The sequence below is a fragment of the Enterobacter sp. 148H3 genome (genome assembly GCF_034107425.1).
Taxonomy (GTDB): domain Bacteria; phylum Pseudomonadota; class Gammaproteobacteria; order Enterobacterales; family Enterobacteriaceae; genus Enterobacter; species Enterobacter vonholyi.
On the sequence record NZ_JAWNEI010000003.1, the window covers coordinates 33,789 to 49,963 of the forward strand.

12 protein-coding genes and 1 pseudogene are annotated in these 16,175 nt (G+C 57.0%); 10 read left to right on the forward strand and 3 right to left on the reverse strand.

The annotated features are described in order from the left end of the window. Nucleotides 1-51: 51 nt before the first annotated feature. Nucleotides 52-2,166 carry a TonB-dependent receptor PqqU gene (gene pqqU, locus USH94_RS04690; protein WP_111963664.1) on the reverse strand — a complete coding sequence of 705 codons (2,115 nt, stop codon included), beginning with the start codon at nucleotides 2,164-2,166 and terminating at the stop codon, nucleotides 52-54. A 242-nt stretch (nucleotides 2,167-2,408) separates the two neighbouring features. Between pqqU and USH94_RS04695 the strand changes: the two genes are divergently transcribed. Continuing rightward, nucleotides 2,409-3,470: a YncE family protein gene (locus USH94_RS04695; RefSeq protein WP_111963663.1), complete on the forward strand. Its 1,062-nt coding sequence runs from the start codon at nucleotides 2,409-2,411 to the stop codon at nucleotides 3,468-3,470. A 51-nt stretch (nucleotides 3,471-3,521) separates the two neighbouring features. On the opposite strand, the gene ansP is transcribed toward USH94_RS04695, so the two are convergent. Both ansP and USH94_RS04705 read right to left on the reverse strand, forming a co-directional pair. Beyond that, entirely contained in the window at nucleotides 3,522-5,018 is a 1,497-nt protein-coding gene (gene ansP, locus USH94_RS04700) for an L-asparagine permease (protein ID WP_111963662.1), read from the reverse strand. A gap of 435 nt (nucleotides 5,019-5,453) precedes the next feature. After that, nucleotides 5,454-6,989: a methyl-accepting chemotaxis protein gene (locus USH94_RS04705; protein ID WP_111963661.1), complete on the reverse strand. Its 1,536-nt coding sequence runs from the start codon at nucleotides 6,987-6,989 to the stop codon at nucleotides 5,454-5,456. 344 nt (nucleotides 6,990-7,333) lie between these two features. On the opposite strand from USH94_RS04705, the gene USH94_RS04710 reads away from it, so the two are divergent. The 9 genes and pseudogenes from USH94_RS04710 to USH94_RS04750 all read left to right on the forward strand — a co-directional run bounded on the left by USH94_RS04710 (nucleotide 7,334) and on the right by USH94_RS04750 (nucleotide 16,151). After that, nucleotides 7,334-7,873, forward strand: a complete 540-nt coding sequence (locus USH94_RS04710) for an AAA family ATPase (protein WP_111963660.1) — start codon at nucleotides 7,334-7,336, stop codon at nucleotides 7,871-7,873. A gap of 110 nt (nucleotides 7,874-7,983) precedes the next feature. Continuing rightward, nucleotides 7,984-8,985: an LLM class flavin-dependent oxidoreductase gene (locus USH94_RS04715; RefSeq protein WP_111963659.1), complete on the forward strand. Its 1,002-nt coding sequence runs from the start codon at nucleotides 7,984-7,986 to the stop codon at nucleotides 8,983-8,985. Beyond that, on the forward strand, nucleotides 8,982-10,103 hold the full coding sequence (locus USH94_RS04720) for an amidohydrolase (RefSeq protein WP_111963658.1): 1,122 nt from the start codon (nucleotides 8,982-8,984) through the stop codon (nucleotides 10,101-10,103). The genes USH94_RS04715 and USH94_RS04720 overlap by 4 nt, the downstream gene beginning before the upstream one ends. Before the next feature lie 16 nt (nucleotides 10,104-10,119). Then, nucleotides 10,120-12,383: pseudogene (locus USH94_RS04725) on the forward strand (NtaA/DmoA family FMN-dependent monooxygenase). A 9-nt stretch (nucleotides 12,384-12,392) separates the two neighbouring features. Next, a complete protein-coding gene (locus USH94_RS04730; RefSeq protein WP_111963655.1) occupies nucleotides 12,393-12,902 on the forward strand; it encodes a GNAT family N-acetyltransferase in 510 nt (169 codons plus the stop codon). A gap of 9 nt (nucleotides 12,903-12,911) precedes the next feature. Continuing rightward, nucleotides 12,912-13,838 (forward strand): amino acid ABC transporter permease, encoded by a 927-nt coding sequence (locus USH94_RS04735; protein WP_111963654.1) that lies wholly within the window; start codon nucleotides 12,912-12,914, stop codon nucleotides 13,836-13,838. Continuing rightward, nucleotides 13,822-14,595, forward strand: coding sequence for an amino acid ABC transporter ATP-binding protein (locus tag USH94_RS04740; protein WP_023311967.1), 774 nt, complete (start codon nucleotides 13,822-13,824; stop codon nucleotides 14,593-14,595). Before USH94_RS04735 ends, USH94_RS04740 begins: the two co-directional genes overlap by 17 nt. Before the next feature lie 9 nt (nucleotides 14,596-14,604). Further along, on the forward strand, nucleotides 14,605-15,492 hold the full coding sequence (locus USH94_RS04745; RefSeq protein ID WP_111963653.1) for a transporter substrate-binding domain-containing protein: 888 nt from the start codon (nucleotides 14,605-14,607) through the stop codon (nucleotides 15,490-15,492). A gap of 41 nt (nucleotides 15,493-15,533) precedes the next feature. Continuing rightward, complete coding sequence (locus tag USH94_RS04750; protein WP_111963652.1) at nucleotides 15,534-16,151, forward strand: glutathione S-transferase family protein; 618 nt, start codon at nucleotides 15,534-15,536, stop codon at nucleotides 16,149-16,151. Nucleotides 16,152-16,175 lie beyond the last annotated feature (24 nt).

Sequence of the window (16,175 nt, forward strand, 5' to 3'; positions counted from 1 at the left end):
TATTGCCATCAGGAGCGTTATTTCATTAATCAAATAAACTTTTCTTTTAGCTTACTCGAAGCGATAAGAGACCGACAGCCCGACCCCGTAGTTACGGCCAGGTGCAGGCTCGTAATAACGACCGTTAGACTCGTTGACAATAACCGAGCCCGCGTACTCTTTATCGAACAGGTTATCGACGCGGCCAAAGACGTCCATGCCCCAGCTGCCGTAGTTGAATTTGTACCCTGTGTTCAGCCCGACCACCGTATACGACGGCGCTTTCGCCGTATTCTCGTCGTCGGCCATGATATCGCTCATGTAACGCACGTCCGTGCCCGCGTACCAGCCTTCCTCCGGCTGCCAGCCAAACGAGGCGAAACCCATATTGCGGGCAATACCCGGCATCCGGTTACCGTTACAGTCTGCGTCGCTGCAGACGTTAGTCCTGTAGGTGGCATCCAGGTACGTCCACGCCATCTTCAGCTTCCAGTTCTCAGCAAACTGCTGATCGAGGGAAACTTCCACACCCTGACGACGGGTTTTCCCGGCATTTTTATAGGTTGTGCGGCCGCCTGAACTGGAGTCCACCACGATCTCGTCATCCGTATCGGTGCGGAACAGCGCCGCCGTCAGCAGGCCGTTGCCGATTCGGGTTTTGCTGCCCACTTCATACGTATTGTTGGTGGACGGCTGCAGCCCAATGTTGAGGCCTCCCTGGTTATCGGCGCGATAGGAGAGCTCGTTGATGGTTGGCGTTTCGAACCCACGCCCTGCGGCAGCGTAGAGGTTCCATGCGTCCGTCACCGCATACTTCACGGAACCGGCCGGAAGCCATTTATGATAGCTCGCGTCACCGCTGTCATCACCGTTGCCCGGCGTAACGTAATGGTCGTTGGAATCAAACCAGACCGAACTGTAGCGCACCCCCGCATCAACAGAGAGTTTCTGCGTCAGCTGCCAGCTCGTTTGCAGGTAAGGGTCAACGTTCCACATCAGGTTACGTTCGTTTCGACGCTTATCACCCTTCACGCCATAGTCCGGCACGCCATTGCTCATCACGAAGTTCTCGTAACCGCGACGATCTTCACTCAGGTTTTCATAGTTCAGACCGGTGGTAAAAGTCACCGGTACCAGCAGCTCGCCGCGGTGCGTCCAGCGGGTATCCACGCCCTGATAGTGGCGCTGCATATCAATCACGCCGCCAGAATGGGAGGCTTTTAGCTGCGGCTGATACGGAATCGACTGGTACTGCGTCATTTCACGCTCACCGGCGTACATCATCACGCTCAGGTCGTCCTGGGTGCTGAACTGGCGATCGTAGCGCAGACCGGCCTGGGTCTGCTTGATGGTCTTGCGGGTGTTGTACTGGTCGCCGCGCGGAGACTGACGCGGATTGTTCTGCCACTCCTGATAGCTCAGCCCGCCCGGATCGTTGGCCTTCATGTCCACGCTGTTGAAAATCAGCGTCAGCTTGCTGACGTCGTCAATGCGCACGCCCAGTTTGGCGTTAGCGAGGTTTTTCCGTGCGCCGCTGTGGTCGCGGTAGCCTTTGGTGGTGAAACGGGTGGTGGAAACGGTGTAATCCACATCGCCCGCGTGGGTGCCATCACCCATCGCGCCGGTGGCTTTCATGCCGTAGCGCCAGGTACCGTAGCTGCCGTAATAGCTGCTGGCTTCAATGGTCGGCGGCTGCTGACCGGTTTGGGTGTTGATGTTAATCAGGCCGCCGGAGGCGTTGCCGTACAGGGCAGAGAAGGGGCCGCGCAGCACTTCAACGCTCTCCACGCTGGAAAGATCGATGTTGGAGGTCTGGCCCTGTCCGTCCGGCATGGTGGCAGGGATACCGTCGACGTACATACGGATACCGCGCACCCCGAAGGTTGAGCGAGCGCCAAATCCGCGCATCGAAAGCTGGAGATCCTGGGCATAGTTCTGACGGTTCTGGATTTGCAGTCCCGGGACGCTGCCAAGGGATTCAGACAGGTTGATGCGCGGCGCGGCCTGGCGCATGTCGTCGCCATTAACGACGCTGACCGCTGCCGGTGTATCGAGTTCCGATACGGTTTGCGGCGTGGCGCTGACGATCATGGTTTGTTCTTCCGCGCTCATTGCGGTGAGCGGCGCAAAAATAACAGGAACCAGCAGCAGCGGGAGAGAAGCCTTACGGGCAGAAATGATTTTCATGAATAAAACCGGTTGTGGTATGTAAACGAACCAAATGGAACATGTCCATATATGTTAAAGGTTTTGTAAAAGTTTTGAAAACTATAACCGCACATTGCGTTAATGGAAGGCGAAGCGGGAAAGAAAAACTCCACATTCAACTGATTAATGATTACTATTCTCATTATCAAAAGGCAATGCCATGACGTTGTCTGCCGGAAGTGATGTCAGCCCAAACCCCACTTTTCAGAAAAGGAATTGTTATGTCTTTACGTCATCTGTGCTCACCGCGTCTGAGCCTGTCACTGCTGTCTGCCACTTTACTGCTTGCCGGGACGTTCCAGGTGCATGCCGCCGAAGAGGTGCTGCGTAAAGCGGTGGGCAAAGGGGCGTATGAAATGGCGGTCAGCCAGCAGGAGAATGCGCTGTGGGTGGCGACCTCGCAAAGCCGTAAAACCGATAAGGGCGGAGTGGTCTACCGTCTTGATCCGGTCACGCTGGACGTGACGCAGGCGATCCATAGCGATCTCAAGCCCTTTGGTGCCACAATTGACAATGCAACCCAAACGCTGTGGTTCGGCAATACGATCAACGGCGCGGTAACCGCGATTGATGCTAAAACGGGTGACGTAAAAGGGCGGCTGGTGCTGGACGGGCGTCAGCGCAGCGAAACCGTCAAACCGCTGCAGCCGCGCCAGCTGGTGGCGGACGACGCGAGCAACACGATTTACATCACCGGTGTCGGTAAAGAGAGCGTGATTTGGGTGGTGGATGGCGCCACGCTGAAGCTAAAAGAGACCATTGCCAATACCGGTACTTACAGCACCGGCCTGGCGCTGGATGGGCAGGCGAAACGTCTGTACACCACGAATGCGGACGGCGAGTTGTTAACCATTGATACGGCCACGAACAAAATCCTGAGCCGTAAAAAAGTGCAGGATGACGGGAAAGAGCACTTCTACCTGAACCTGAGCCTCGACACTGCCGGGCAGCGCGCGTTCCTGACCGATTCAAAGCAGCCGGAAGTGCTGGTGGTGAGCCTGAAAGACGGTAGCGTGATCGAGAAAATATCCGCGCCTGAGTCACTGGCGGTCCTGTTTAACCCAGCCCGCAATGAAGCCTATGTGACGCACCGTGAAGCCGGCAAGGTGAGCGTGATAGATGCGAAAACGTATAAGGTGACTAAAACGTTCGACACGCCGGTCTACCCGAACAGCCTGGCGCTCTCTGCGGATGGCAAAACCCTGTACGTGACGGTGAAGCAAAAATCGACTCGCCAGCAGGAAGCTACCCAGCCTGACGATGTCATTCGTATCGCGCTGTAAGATAAAAAAAGGGAAGGCATTTGCCTTCCCTTTTTAATGCTTACCGGATGCTTAACGCGAGGTTTCTTCCACCAGCGGCGCGTCGTGTTTTTCATCATCAGGATGAACCGGCGCGGTGCTGTGAATTTCATGAACGCGTTTACGCACGCCGAACCAGCCCGCAATAAGCAGCACGGCCAGCAGCGGAATGGTCGCGATGGTGTAGGTGCCGTTCGGGTAGTCGAACGCCATCAGCACCAGCACGCTGAACAGGAAGAGCAGGGTGAGCCAGGAGGTCACCGGCGCGCCAGGCAGCTTAAAGCTGACGTCAGCGGCTTTGCCTTCTTTAATCGCTTTGCGCAGACGCATCTGGCAGACCACGATAAAGCCCCAGGACGCGATAATCCCGAGTGCCGCCACGTTCAGAACGATTTCGAATACCTGAGACGGTACCAGATAGTTCAGGAATACGCCGAATACGTACACTACCAGCGTCGCCAGAATACCGGCGTACGGCACGTGCTGCTTGCTCATCTTCGACATGAATTTCGGCGCAGAACCGCCCATCGACATGGAGCGCAGGATACGACCGGTAGAGTAAAGGCCGGAGTTCAGGCTGGAGAGCGCCGCGGTCAGGACCACGATGTTCATGATGCTGCCAACGTAAGGCACGCCCAGCTTAGAGAAGAAGGTCACGAACGGACTCTGACCCGCCTGATAGGCAGTCCACGGGAGCAGCAGAACCAGCAGCACCACTGAACCGACGTAGAACAGACCGATACGCCAGATCACGCTATTAATGGCTTTTGGCACCATGGTCTGCGGGTCTTTACATTCCCCAGCTGCGGTACCCACCAGTTCGATAGAGGCGAAGGCGAACACGACGCCCTGAACCAGCACCAGCGCAGGCAGCAGACCGTGCGGGAAGAATCCACCGTTATCGGTTATCAGGTGGAAGCCGGTGGCATTGCCGTCCAGCGGCTTACCGCTGCCGAGGAAGACGGTACCCACGACCAGGAACACCACTATGGCCAGTACTTTTACCAGCGCAAACCAGAACTCCATCTCCGCGAACCACTTCACGCCGATCATGTTCATGGTGCCGACAATCGCCAGCGCGCCAAGCGCAAAGACCCACTGTGGCACATCGCCAAACGCGCCCCAGTAGTGCATATACAGCGCTACGGCGGTGATATCGACGATACCGGTCATTGCCCAGTTGACGAAGTACATCCAGCCCGCAACGTAAGCGGCTTTTTCACCGAGGAATTCACGGGCATAAGAGACGAAGCTGCCGCTGGAAGGGCGATGCAGTACCAGCTCGCCCAGCGCGCGTAGAATGAAGAAAGAGAAGATCCCGCACACCAGATAGACCAGGGCGAGAGCCGGGCCAGCCATCTGCAGGCGTGCACCAGCACCTAAAAACAGACCCGTTCCGATAGCGCCGCCGATGGCGATCATTTGAACCTGACGGTTGCCCATCGCTTTGTGGTAGCCCTCTTCGTGGGAGTTCAACCAGCGACGTTTAGCAGCGTGATGATCGGCTGCGCTTTTATTGCTTGTTTTCATTGAGTTACCTGTTTGCCTGTCTGAACCATTATCGTGATAGTCCTGCCTGGCAGAGCGCAATACAAACGATTGCTTCTGCGCAAACACATGTCGCCTTCCCAGTCATTCTGCGTATGGATAAGGCGAAACATGGCGAGGCATCCTACCTGCAATTCATAAGCGACGCAAAATATAACCGTGCCGAAAGTGATGCACGTCGAAGGAAATCGTGTGGTCAGAGCAGACGGGGATCACAACACGCTGAATCGTGATGAGCTTTTAGTCAAAACAATCGCGAGGTTGATTATTTAATCATCAGAATATCTTAATTATTACCAGATGGTATAAATTGGGGTTACCTCAGAGCACCCGCCGTTAACATGAAACGGTAACAGGCGGGTGACGGATCTTCGATAACGCACAAAAATAATCTCAGGCTTCACAGACCCCGAACGGCTAACCGCCAAAAACGGCAATCGCCTGCTTAAGGCGCGTCGTGCGCTCCGTCAGGTGATTCGCGGCGTGAGTGACGTTATCCACCATCCCCGTATTGTTGTGGGTCATTGCACCGATACGGGAGATGGATGCGTTGATGAGCGTCAGCGCCTGGGTTTGCTCCTGCGTGGCGTGGCCGATCTCCTTAATCAGGGAGGAGACACGCAGCACGTTGTCGATCATAACCGTCAGCTGCGTTTCGGTCTGTTCCACTTTCTCCACGCCAGCGTTGACGCTGGCGACGTTTTTCTCGATCAGCGCTTTGATCTCTTTTGCCGCCGTCGCGGAGTGCTGCGCAAGATTACGCACTTCAGCCGCCACCACGGCAAAACCGCGCCCGGCTTCACCCGCACGCGCCGCTTCAACGGCAGCGTTCAGCGCAAGAATGTTAGTCTGGAAGGCAATGCGATCGATAACGCTGATAATATCAACGATCTGGCTGTTATCCTGCGACACGGACTGCATCATACCGATGGTCTCTTTCATCATCGCTTCACCGCGGTGTGCGCTGTCGCTGGTGCGATCGGCCATCTGGATCGCCTCGTTCGCGGTTTCGGCCGTCTGCTTCACCGCGCTGGCAATCTCTTCTACTGCCGACGCGGTTTGCTGCAGAAAGTCTGCTGTTTCTTCAGAGCGCGTCTGTAGCGCCGCACCTTCTTTGGCAACCTGCTGGCTGATGGTGCTAATTCCGCTGATTTGCGCCCCGACATCGTCAACCAGCGAATTCAGGTTCAAACCTGATTGATTCACCAGGCGCATCATCAGCCCGATGTCATCGATCCTGTCAAAATGGTAATAGTCCGTTTTACGTCCTGAAACCACGCGCTGCATCTGTTGCACAATGGATTTTAACGGACTGGCGATCTGCGCATGAAGATAATAACCCAGGGAAGTAAACAGCAGCACCAGACTTGCCGATTGCACAAATTTATCAGGAAATAAATACACGGCCAGACAGGAGAGTAACGCCGTCGTCGCAATACCAAGATGGATTCGTTTACGGGTGCTGAGACATTTAAAGAGCGAGATAAATGAAAATAAACCGCGTCGAACCAGCAATCCTTTATAAAAACGGTAATGTTTTAATTCGTTATTACGCACTTTTGTATAGAGTTTTTCACTGGTCGCAATCTCCTCGCGTGTGGGTTTATTTCGCACGGAAATATAGCCCGTCAGGGATCCGCCCTGCCAGACCGGCGTCACGTTTGCTCGCACCCAGTAGTGATCGCCATTATTACGACGATTCTTCACCAGCCCGGTCCAGGTCTCACCTTGCTGCAGGGTAAACCACATGTCGCCAAACGCTTCGGCAGGCATGTCGGGATGGCGGATGAGGTTATGCGGCTCGCCCAAAAGATGCTCTTCTTTATATCCGCTGGCTTCAATAAAAGCGGAATTAGCGTAGGTAATATGACTTTTTGTATCGGTGGTCGACATTAACGTCGAACCATCGTTAAGTAAATACTCGTTTTGTGTAACGGGAGTGTTACGCCTCATGAGTAACTCCATGATGATGTGCAAGAATAAAAAACATCCGGAAAACGCTCCGGCAAGATGAGTGTGATTATTTTTTATAACTGTCTTCTGCTTATTCTCTCTGAAATTTTGACTGCCTGAAATACCCACTGTTCATTATTTTTAATCTGTTAATTTTGTCGGATGTAATAAAAATGAAAATATTTTCAGGGGCATTTTGGGATGGCGATGCAAATAAATGACATAACCCAAACTGCAAGAGGGAGATCGTCACTGTGGAAAAATTGTCATGCTGAAATAGCGTTTCGTTAACAGGATGAAAACGCTATCATTTGGTCAGTTTTCGTTAACACAGTGAGGCTGAGGTGAAAATTAACGTCATCGGAACCAGCGGGAGCGGAAAAAGCACGCTGGCGAAGCAGATTGCGACCGCGCTGTCTATTCCCTGTATCGAGATGGACAGACTCTACTGGCAGGCTGACTGGCAGGGCACGCCGGACGATGAGTTTCAAGAAAAGCTGGAGCAGGCGCTACAGGCTTCGCCAGACTGGGTGCTCGACGGAAACTACAACCGTACGCGACCGGTGAAATGGCGCAATGTAGATGTGGTGGTGTGGGTGGATTATGGGTTTGCCCGCACCCTCAGGCAGGCGGTCACCCGAGCAATAAAACGGGCCTGGCATAAACACGAGCTTTGGCCCGGAACGGGAAATAAAGAGAGTTTCCGGCGCGCGTTCTTCAGCAGAGAATCCATTATCATCTGGACGATCAAAACCTGGCGTAATAACCGCACGCGCTATGAAGCCGATCTGCAAAACCCGCAATACAGCCATATTCGCTTCGTCCGCATTACCCGTCGGCAGCAGGTGGAAACGCTGATCGCCTCCTTAAAGTCTTATTCTTAGCATGGTTTTATATATCTGATTTCCGGCAAACTAAATGTAAATTAATTGTTTCTCAGTGGTGAAATGCGCCTTTAATAATGTCGACATGTTAAGTCAAACGAGAACGCAACATGTCATGGCGAATCAGCATTCTGGATAAAAGCCCCATCGCTGAAAACGAAACGGCTGCCGATGCGCTGGCGCGTACCCTGGCGCTGGCGCAGCAGGCAGAAAATCTGGGCTATCACCGCTTCTGGATTGCCGAACACCACAACACCCCACAGCTTGCCAGCCCTGCGCCGGAGCTGCTGATTGCCTGGATCCTCGGACAGACCACGCGCATTCGCGTTGGCTCTGGCGGCGTGATGCTACAGCACTACAGCCCTTATAAAGTCGCCGAGAATTTCAACGTGCTGGCCGCGCTGGCGCCTGGCCGCGTCGATCTCGGCGTCGGGAAAGCCCCCGGCGGATTACCGCTCTCAACCCGCGCGCTGCAGCAGGGCCTGAATCAACAGGAAAAGGGCAGCTTTGCAGAACAGCTGGCTCAGCTCGATCGCTGGATCCGTCCTGAGCATCAGTCTAATGAAGAGGCCGTCCGCGCCACGCCGCTGCCGCCGTCGCCTGCTGAGGGTTTCCTGCTGGGCGCGAGTATCGATAGCGCGCTGCTGGCCGCCGGGCTCGACTGGAACTTTGTGTTTGCCGCGCACCTGAACGGCGATCCGGACCTGCTGCGCGAGGTGGTATCGACCTGGCGTAAGAACAGCGCGCGGGACGTGATAGTGGCGGTACAGGCGATCGTCGCGCCGACGCAGGCCGAAGCAGACGCGCTGGCGCAGAAGGTCGAAGTGTGGGGCGTTGAGCTGGCAAACGGACAGCGTGTCACCGTGGCCAGCGAAGAGCAGGCCTACGCGTTTGCGCGCCAGGCGGGCAGCGAGCCGGTGCGCATTGCACGGCGCGCGCAGTCGCTGCTGGCGGGCACCGCTGATTCGGTTCTGGAACAGCTCAACGCGCTGCATCAGCAGTGGGGCATTGACGAATTTATCATCGACACGCCTGTAGCGGAGGGAGCAACGCGCGTCGCGTCGCTGCGCCTGCTTGCCGAGGCGCATCTTAACAAGGAGGTCACCGTATGAGCTTTGGCGAACAGCTGATTGCCTGGCGTCGCGAACTGCACCAGAACCCGGAGCTGTCCGGCCAGGAGGTCGAAACCACCGCGCGCCTGCGCCAGTGGCTGACGAATGCCGGGATCGCCCCGCAGCCTTACGACCTGTCGACCGGGCTGGTGGCGGAAATCGGGACGGGCAGCAGGCTGGTTGCGCTGCGGGCAGATATCGATGCCCTGCCGATAGAAGAGCGCAGCGGCGTGCCGTTCAGCTCGCAGCGTGCAGGGGTGATGCACGCCTGCGGACACGATATTCACACCAGCGTTATCCTCGGTGCCGCGTTAAAGCTGAAAGAGCGGGAAGCTTCGCTAAACGGCCGGGTGCGGATCCTGTTTCAGCCTGCCGAAGAGAACTTTGGCGGTGCGAAGAGCATGGTGCGCGCCGGTGCCCTGCGTGACGTCAGCGCGATTTTCGGCATGCACAACGAGCCCGGCCTGCCGGTCGGTGAGTTCGCCACCCGCGGCGGGCCGTTCTATGCCAACGTCGACCGCTTTGTGATCCGCATTACCGGTAAAGGCGCGCACGCCGCGCGTCCTCACGAAGGCAACGACGCCATTGTGCTGGCAAGCCAGCTGGTGACGGCGCTGCAAAGCGTCGCCAGCCGCAACGTCAACACGCTGGATTCGGTGGTGCTGAGCGTGACCCGCATCGCGGGCGGTAACACCTGGAACGTGCTGCCGGAAAGCGTCGAGCTGGAAGGCACGCTGCGCACCCATCGCACGGAAGTGCAGCAGAATGTGAAAGCCCGCGTGGGTGAAATCGCCGCCGGGTTTGCCAGCGCCTTCAGCGCGCAGATTGATATCACCTGGTATGCCGGGCCCACCGCGCTGGTGAACGACGAGCGCTGGGCCGATTTCGCCACCTCGGTCGCCAGAGAAGCAGGCTACGAAACCCGGCACGCCGAGCTGCATATGGGCGGGGAAGATTTTGCGGTCTATTTGCAGTCAGTTCCCGGCGCGTTTGTCAGCATTGGCAGCAACAGCCCGTTTGGTTTACATCATCCGGCCTTCAACCCGGATGAAGCACTGATTGAGCCCGCTGCCCGCTATTTTGCACAGCTTGCGGAAAAAGCCCTGCAACACGTTTAATTCAGGAGAGGTAAATATGTCTGCAACCCGACAACTGCGGCTGGGCACCATTCTGCATGGTGCATCCGGAAATATGTCCGCGTGGCGCCATCCTGCGGCGATCGCCGACGCCAGTATTAATTTCGACTTCGTGAAAGCGACGGCGTTAAAGGCCGAGGAAGGTAAGCTCGATTTTCTCTTTGTGGCCGATGGTCTCTATATTAACGAGAAATCGATCCCTCATTTTCTGAATCGTTTTGAACCGTTAACCGTGCTTTCCGCACTGGCCAGCATCACCTCGCGCCTGGGACTGGTGGGAACCTTATCCACCTCCTACAGCGAGCCCTTTACCACGGCGCGCCAGTTTGCCAGCCTCGATCACCTCAGCAACGGCCGCGCGGGCTGGAACGTGGTGACCTCGCCGCTGGAAGGGTCGGCGAAGAACTTTTCCCGCGAAAAACACCCCGAACACGCGCTGCGCTATCGCATTGCCGATGAGTATCTTGACGTGGTGAAAGGGCTGTGGGATTCCTGGGAAGGCGACGCGTTTATCCGCAACAAAGAGAGCGGTCAATTTTTTGACCCGGCCAAACTGCATACGCTCGATCACCACGGTGACTTCTTCCAGGTCGCCGGTCCGCTGAATATTGGCCGCACGCCGCAGGGTCGCCCGATTGTCTTTCAGGCCGGGGCGTCGGACGATGGGAAAAAACTGGCGGCGAAACATGCCGACGCCATTTTCACCCACCACGAGACCTTCGACGAGGCAAAAGCCTTTTATCAGGACGTAAAACAGCAGCTGGAAACAAACGGCCGCCGCGCCTCGGATCTCCATATTTTCCAGGGCGTCAGCGTGATTGTGGGTAAAGACGCCGATGACGTGGAAAATCAGTACCAGACCACGGCGGCGCTGGTGTCGATTAACGACGCCCTCAATTACCTCGGACGCTATTTTGAACATCACGATTTCAGCCAGTATCCGCTCGACGAGCCGTTCCCGGATATCGGCGACTTAGGCAAAAACAGCTTCCGCAGCACCACCGATGAAATTAAGCGTAATGCCCGAGAGCGCAACTTAACCCTGCGTCAGGTGGCCCTTGAAGCCGCTTCGCCTCGTCCACGCTTTTCCGGTACGCCGGAAGAGGTAGCCGATGGTCTGCAGGCCTGGTTCGAAGGCTATGCCGCAGACGGCTTCATCATTCAGGGCGGCACGCCGGACACCTTCCCGCGCTTTGTTGACCAGGTGGTACCTGTTCTGCAGGCCCGCGGCCTGTTCCGTACCGACTACCCGGGCACCACGCTGCGCGAAAGCCTTGGCTTAGACCAACCGAAAAACCAGTACACACAACAATAAAAGAGAACCCCGCTATGCAGAAATCATCGCTTGTTCTGGCGCTCGCGCTGGCCTTTACCCCTGCCGTCTGGGCAGAGAACGTCAATATTAACGGCACCGGCGTGAGCATTGAGGCCAATAAAACGCCGATTAATACCGCCAAAAACAATGATGCGGTGGCACAGCTGCCGAAAGACTATCGCTTTGCCGTGCCGGGGAAATTTACCGTGGCGGTGGCGGGCCTCAATCAACCGCCGCTGACGGTTTTCTCCGACGACAACAAAACGCTGCTGGGAAGCGAGGTTGACGTCGCCCGTCTGGTCGCCGACAGCCTGGGGCTGGAGCTGAACGTGGTGCCAACCTCCTGGGAAGACTGGCCCCTGGGCGTGGCGTCCGGGAAATACGATGCGGCCATCAGCAACATCACCGTTACCAAAGAGCGTAAAGAGAAGTTTGATTTCGCCACCTACCGGAAGGACTCCCTCGGCTTTTATGTGAAATCCACCAGCCCGATTACGTCGCTGCAGAAGGCGGAAGACATTGCCGGGCTGCGGATTATCGTCGGCTCCGGCACCAATCAGGAGGCCATCCTGCTGGCATGGAATGCTGAAAATCTGAAGAAAGGACTGAAGCCCTTTACCCCGATCTATACCAAAGACGATGCCGCCCAAACCCTGGCGCTGCAGTCCGGGCGCGCGGATGCCTACTTTGGTCCGAACGTGATTGGCGCATGGAAAGCGGCGCTGAACGGGAAAACCAAACTGGTGGGTAGCGTCGACGGCGGCTGGCCGAAGGCGGCGCACATCGCGGTGACGCTGAAGAAAGGCAGCGGGCTGGTTGAGCCGGTGCAAACCGCGCTGAATGGCGTCATCAAAAACGGCGATTACGACAAAGTGCTGAACCGCTGGGGTGAAGGGGTTGAGCGCATTCCTCAGTCAGAAGTGAACCCGGCAGGCCTGGGTGATTAAGGAGGCGTGATGAGCGAACGATTTCGTGATGTTTCACCGGAAGATGCCGAGCTTCAGCCCATTATCGAGGGGCTGTTCGGGGAATATGCGGCCCGATACGGGGACTACTTCTCCAAAGATGCGGAAATTGAGCTCACCGAGTGGTATTTAGCGCCGCAGGGGCTGTTTATCGTGCTGGAGCGCGACGGGAAGATTATTGCCACCGGCGCGTACAAACCGTTCGACGAACGCACCGCAGAAATCAAACGCATCTGGACGGACAAAACCCTGCGTCAGCAGGGGCTTGCCGGGCGCGTGGTGCAGGAGCTTGAGCGCAGGGCGGTGCTGGCAGGGTACAGTCAGATCTACCTGACAACCGGCTTTCGCCAGCCGGAAGCGGTCAGGCTCTATCTCAGCCAGGGCTATCAGGCGCAGTTCGATCTGAACCGCGATCCGGAAGAGTACAGCCAGCCGCCGTTTGACGGTCGGCTGCGATTCACGAAAACGCTGGTACGCGAAGCGTTCAGTAAAACCGCATGAGGAACGACGATGAGCAACGTTGAAACCATTAAGGTGGTCCCGGCGCGTTATCCGCTGCGGGCCGTCGGCGCCGCGGTGGCGCTGTTTGTCCTGGCGGTCGTGATTCAGTCAGTCGCCTTTAACCCGCGCTGGGAGTGGGCGGTGTTCGCCCGCTGGTTCTTCGACCCGGTGATCCTCGAAGGCGTCGGGCAGACCCTGTTGCTGACGCTGATCGGTACCGCGCTGAGCGTGGTGTTTGGCGGCATGCTGGCCCTGGCGAGACTCTCTTCTTCCTGGCTGCTGAGCAGCCTGGCGTGGGCCTACATCTGGCTGTTTCGCTCGCTGCCGCTGATCGTCGTGCTGATTATCCTGTACAACTTTTCCTATCTCTACGACACGCTCTCGCTCGGCGTGCCGTTCACCGGCATCACCTGGGGCAGCTTTGAAACCATCAACGTGCTGGGGCAGTTCTCTACCGCAGTGGTGGGGTTAACCCTGGTGCAGAGCGCCTATACCGCCGAGATCATTCGCGGCGGATTCCTCGGGGTCGATCACGGGCAGTATGAGGCCGCCGCCGCGCTCGGCCTGCCGGCCTGGCGCCGCACGGTCCGCATCATTTTGCCTCAGGCGCTGCGCACTATTCTGCCGTCGGGCTTCAATGAAATCATCAGCCTCGCCAAGGGCACGGCGATGGTGTACGTCCTGGCGATGCCGGAACTGTTCTATACCATCCAGATGATCTACAACCGCACGCAGGAGGTGATCCCGCTGCTGATGGTCGGTGCCGCGTGGTACCTGGCGATCACCACCGTCCTGTCCGCTATCCAGTACGGTGTTGAACGCGCACTTGCCCGCAGCGAACGCCGCTCTGCGGTTAATCAGAATCGTGCCGCTCGTCGTACCCGTTCCGTCACCACCACGACAGCACAGGAGCCTATCCATGCAAGCCTCTCCTGAAGGACATATCTCGATTACCGGCGTCAGCAAGTATTTTGGACGCCATAAAGCGCTCGACAACGTTTCGCTTGAGATCCCGCCCGGTTCCGTGACGGTTATTCTCGGGCCGTCCGGGTCGGGCAAATCGACGCTGCTGCGCACCATTAACCATCTGGAGCGCGTCGACGAAGGCTTTATTCAGATTGACGGGGACTACATTGGCTACCGTCGTCAGGGCGACAAGCTCTACGAGCTGAAGGAGAAAGAGATCCTCAAACAGCGCGTCAACGTGGGCTACGTTTTTCAGAACTTCAACCTCTTTCCGCACCTCACGGTGCTGGAAAACCTGATTGAGGCGCCCATCGCGCATAAAAAGCTCAGCAAAAAAGAGGCGGTGGAAAGAGCGTACAGCCTGCTGGATGTGGTCGGACTGCGGGATAAAGCCGATGCCTGGTCCCGGCATCTTTCCGGCGGGCAACAGCAGCGTATTGCCATTGCCCGCGCGCTGGCGTTACGTCCACGCGTGATGCTGTTTGATGAACCCACCTCGGCGCTGGATCCGGAGCTGGTGGGGGAAGTGCTGGACGTGATCAAAAAACTGGCCCGCTCCGGCACTACGCTGGTGGTGGTCACTCACGAGATCGGCTTTGCCCGGGAAGTGGCGGATCAGGTGGTGTTTATGGTCGACGGAAAAATTGTCGAGCAGGGCAGCAGTGACGAGGTGTTAAACCGTCCGTCACACGCGCGAACGCGCCAGTTCTTGTCAAAAGTGCTGTAAGGAGCGCAGATGAAATACGGACTTCTGGCGGGGCTACTTTTTACGACGGCGAGCCACGCCAGCATCGATCTGAAAGCCAACGAGCAGCCGCTGCCGGTGACGGTGGATCGGCAGGCCGTGGCGAAGATCCCCGCCGGTTATAAATTCGTTGAGCCGGGTACGCTGACGGTCGCCGTCTCGATGCTGAACTCCCCGCCGCTGGCGCTGCTGGCCAGCGATAACCGCACGCGGATTGGCAGCGACCCGGATATCGCCCGCCTGCTGGCGGGCAGCCTGGGGCTGAAGCTAAAGCTGGTGCCGACGGCGTGGGAAGACTGGCCGCTGGGGATCGCTTCCGGGCGCTACGACGTGGCGCTGGTGAACATTGCGGTGACCGAACAGCGTAAAGAGAAGTTTGATTTTGCGACCTATCGCGTCGATTCGCTGGCGTTTTCAGTGAAATCCACCAGCGATATTCAGTCAATCAAAAGCGCGGCAGATCTGGCCGGGAAAAGGGTGATTGTTGGCTCTGGCACCAATCAGGAGCGCATCCTGCTGGGCTGGAACGAAGAGAACAAAAAGGCGGGGCGGGCGCCCGCGCTGCCGGTCTATCTCCACGACGATGCCTCGGGCAATCTCTATATCCAGTCCGGCAGGGCAGATGTGTTCTTTGGCCCTCAGTCGGTTTCATCCTGGAAAGCCGCGCTCACCGGCAAAACCCGCGTCGTGGGGTTAGGGCCGAAGAAGGCGTTTGTTGCCACGACCACTAAAAAGGGCAATGAGCTGGTTTACGCGCTGCAGGCCGCGCTGGACGGCGCGATTAAGCGCGGAGAGTACCAGAAGGTGCTGGCGCGCTGGGGCGAGCAGGGCGAAGCGGTGGCGCAATCGGAGGTCAACCCGCCTGGGATAACCTACTAAGGGTACTCTACACTTAGGGTTTTCATTCCCGAGGGGGCAACATGATTAAACTCTATGGCGTACCCGGCTGGGGCTCGGCGATCGGTGAAGTGATGCTGACCCTGGCTGATATCCCTTATCAATTTATCAACGTTGACGGGTTTGACCAGCCCGGTCCGCAGCGTGAATTACTGCAAAAGCTCAACCCGCTGTGTCAGGTACCTACGCTGGAGCTGGAAAATGGCGCCATCATGACCGAAACGGCGGCGATTGCCCTGATGGTGCTCGACAGATGTCCCGATCTCGCGCCGCCCGTGGGGCAGGCCGAACGCCAGCAGTTTCAGCGTTTGCTCATCTGGTTTGTGGCCAACGTCTACCCCACGTTTACGTATGCGGACTATCCCGAACGCTGGGTGCCGGATGCGCCCGAACAGCTGCAGAAAAACTGCATCGAATACCGGAAGTCCCTCTATTTGTGGTTCGAAAGCCAGCTCAAGGCTGCCCCGTTCGCGCTGGGGGAAAGGCTGACGCTGCTGGATGTTTATATTGCGGTGGCGCGCACCTGGGGGCCTCGTCACGCCTGGTTTGCCGAGAACACCCCTAAATTCACGGCGATTGCGGACACCGTATGTCAGCTGCCGGAACTGCACAAGGTGTTAAAGGCAAATAATATTATCTGATAACGTGGAACCCACATTCACAAC

What these genes read in the sequence shown, in the direction of transcription:
- USH94_RS04735 (WP_111963654.1), top strand. Translation starts at nt 12,912, where the DNA reads ATGAGCAACGTTGAAACCATTAAGGTGGTCCCGGCGCGTTATCCGCTG.
- pqqU (WP_111963664.1), bottom strand. Translation starts at nt 2,166, where the DNA reads ATGAAAATCATTTCTGCCCGTAAGGCTTCTCTCCCGCTGCTGCTGGTT.
- USH94_RS04695 (WP_111963663.1), top strand. Translation starts at nt 2,409, where the DNA reads ATGTCTTTACGTCATCTGTGCTCACCGCGTCTGAGCCTGTCACTGCTG.
- USH94_RS04730 (WP_111963655.1), top strand. Translation starts at nt 12,393, where the DNA reads ATGAGCGAACGATTTCGTGATGTTTCACCGGAAGATGCCGAGCTTCAG.
- USH94_RS04750 (WP_111963652.1), top strand. Translation starts at nt 15,534, where the DNA reads ATGATTAAACTCTATGGCGTACCCGGCTGGGGCTCGGCGATCGGTGAA.
- USH94_RS04745 (WP_111963653.1), top strand. Translation starts at nt 14,605, where the DNA reads ATGAAATACGGACTTCTGGCGGGGCTACTTTTTACGACGGCGAGCCAC.
- USH94_RS04715 (WP_111963659.1), top strand. Translation starts at nt 7,984, where the DNA reads ATGTCATGGCGAATCAGCATTCTGGATAAAAGCCCCATCGCTGAAAAC.
- USH94_RS04705 (WP_111963661.1), bottom strand. Translation starts at nt 6,989, where the DNA reads ATGAGGCGTAACACTCCCGTTACACAAAACGAGTATTTACTTAACGAT.
- USH94_RS04740 (WP_023311967.1), top strand. Translation starts at nt 13,822, where the DNA reads ATGCAAGCCTCTCCTGAAGGACATATCTCGATTACCGGCGTCAGCAAG.
- ansP (WP_111963662.1), bottom strand. Translation starts at nt 5,018, where the DNA reads ATGAAAACAAGCAATAAAAGCGCAGCCGATCATCACGCTGCTAAACGT.
- USH94_RS04720 (WP_111963658.1), top strand. Translation starts at nt 8,982, where the DNA reads ATGAGCTTTGGCGAACAGCTGATTGCCTGGCGTCGCGAACTGCACCAG.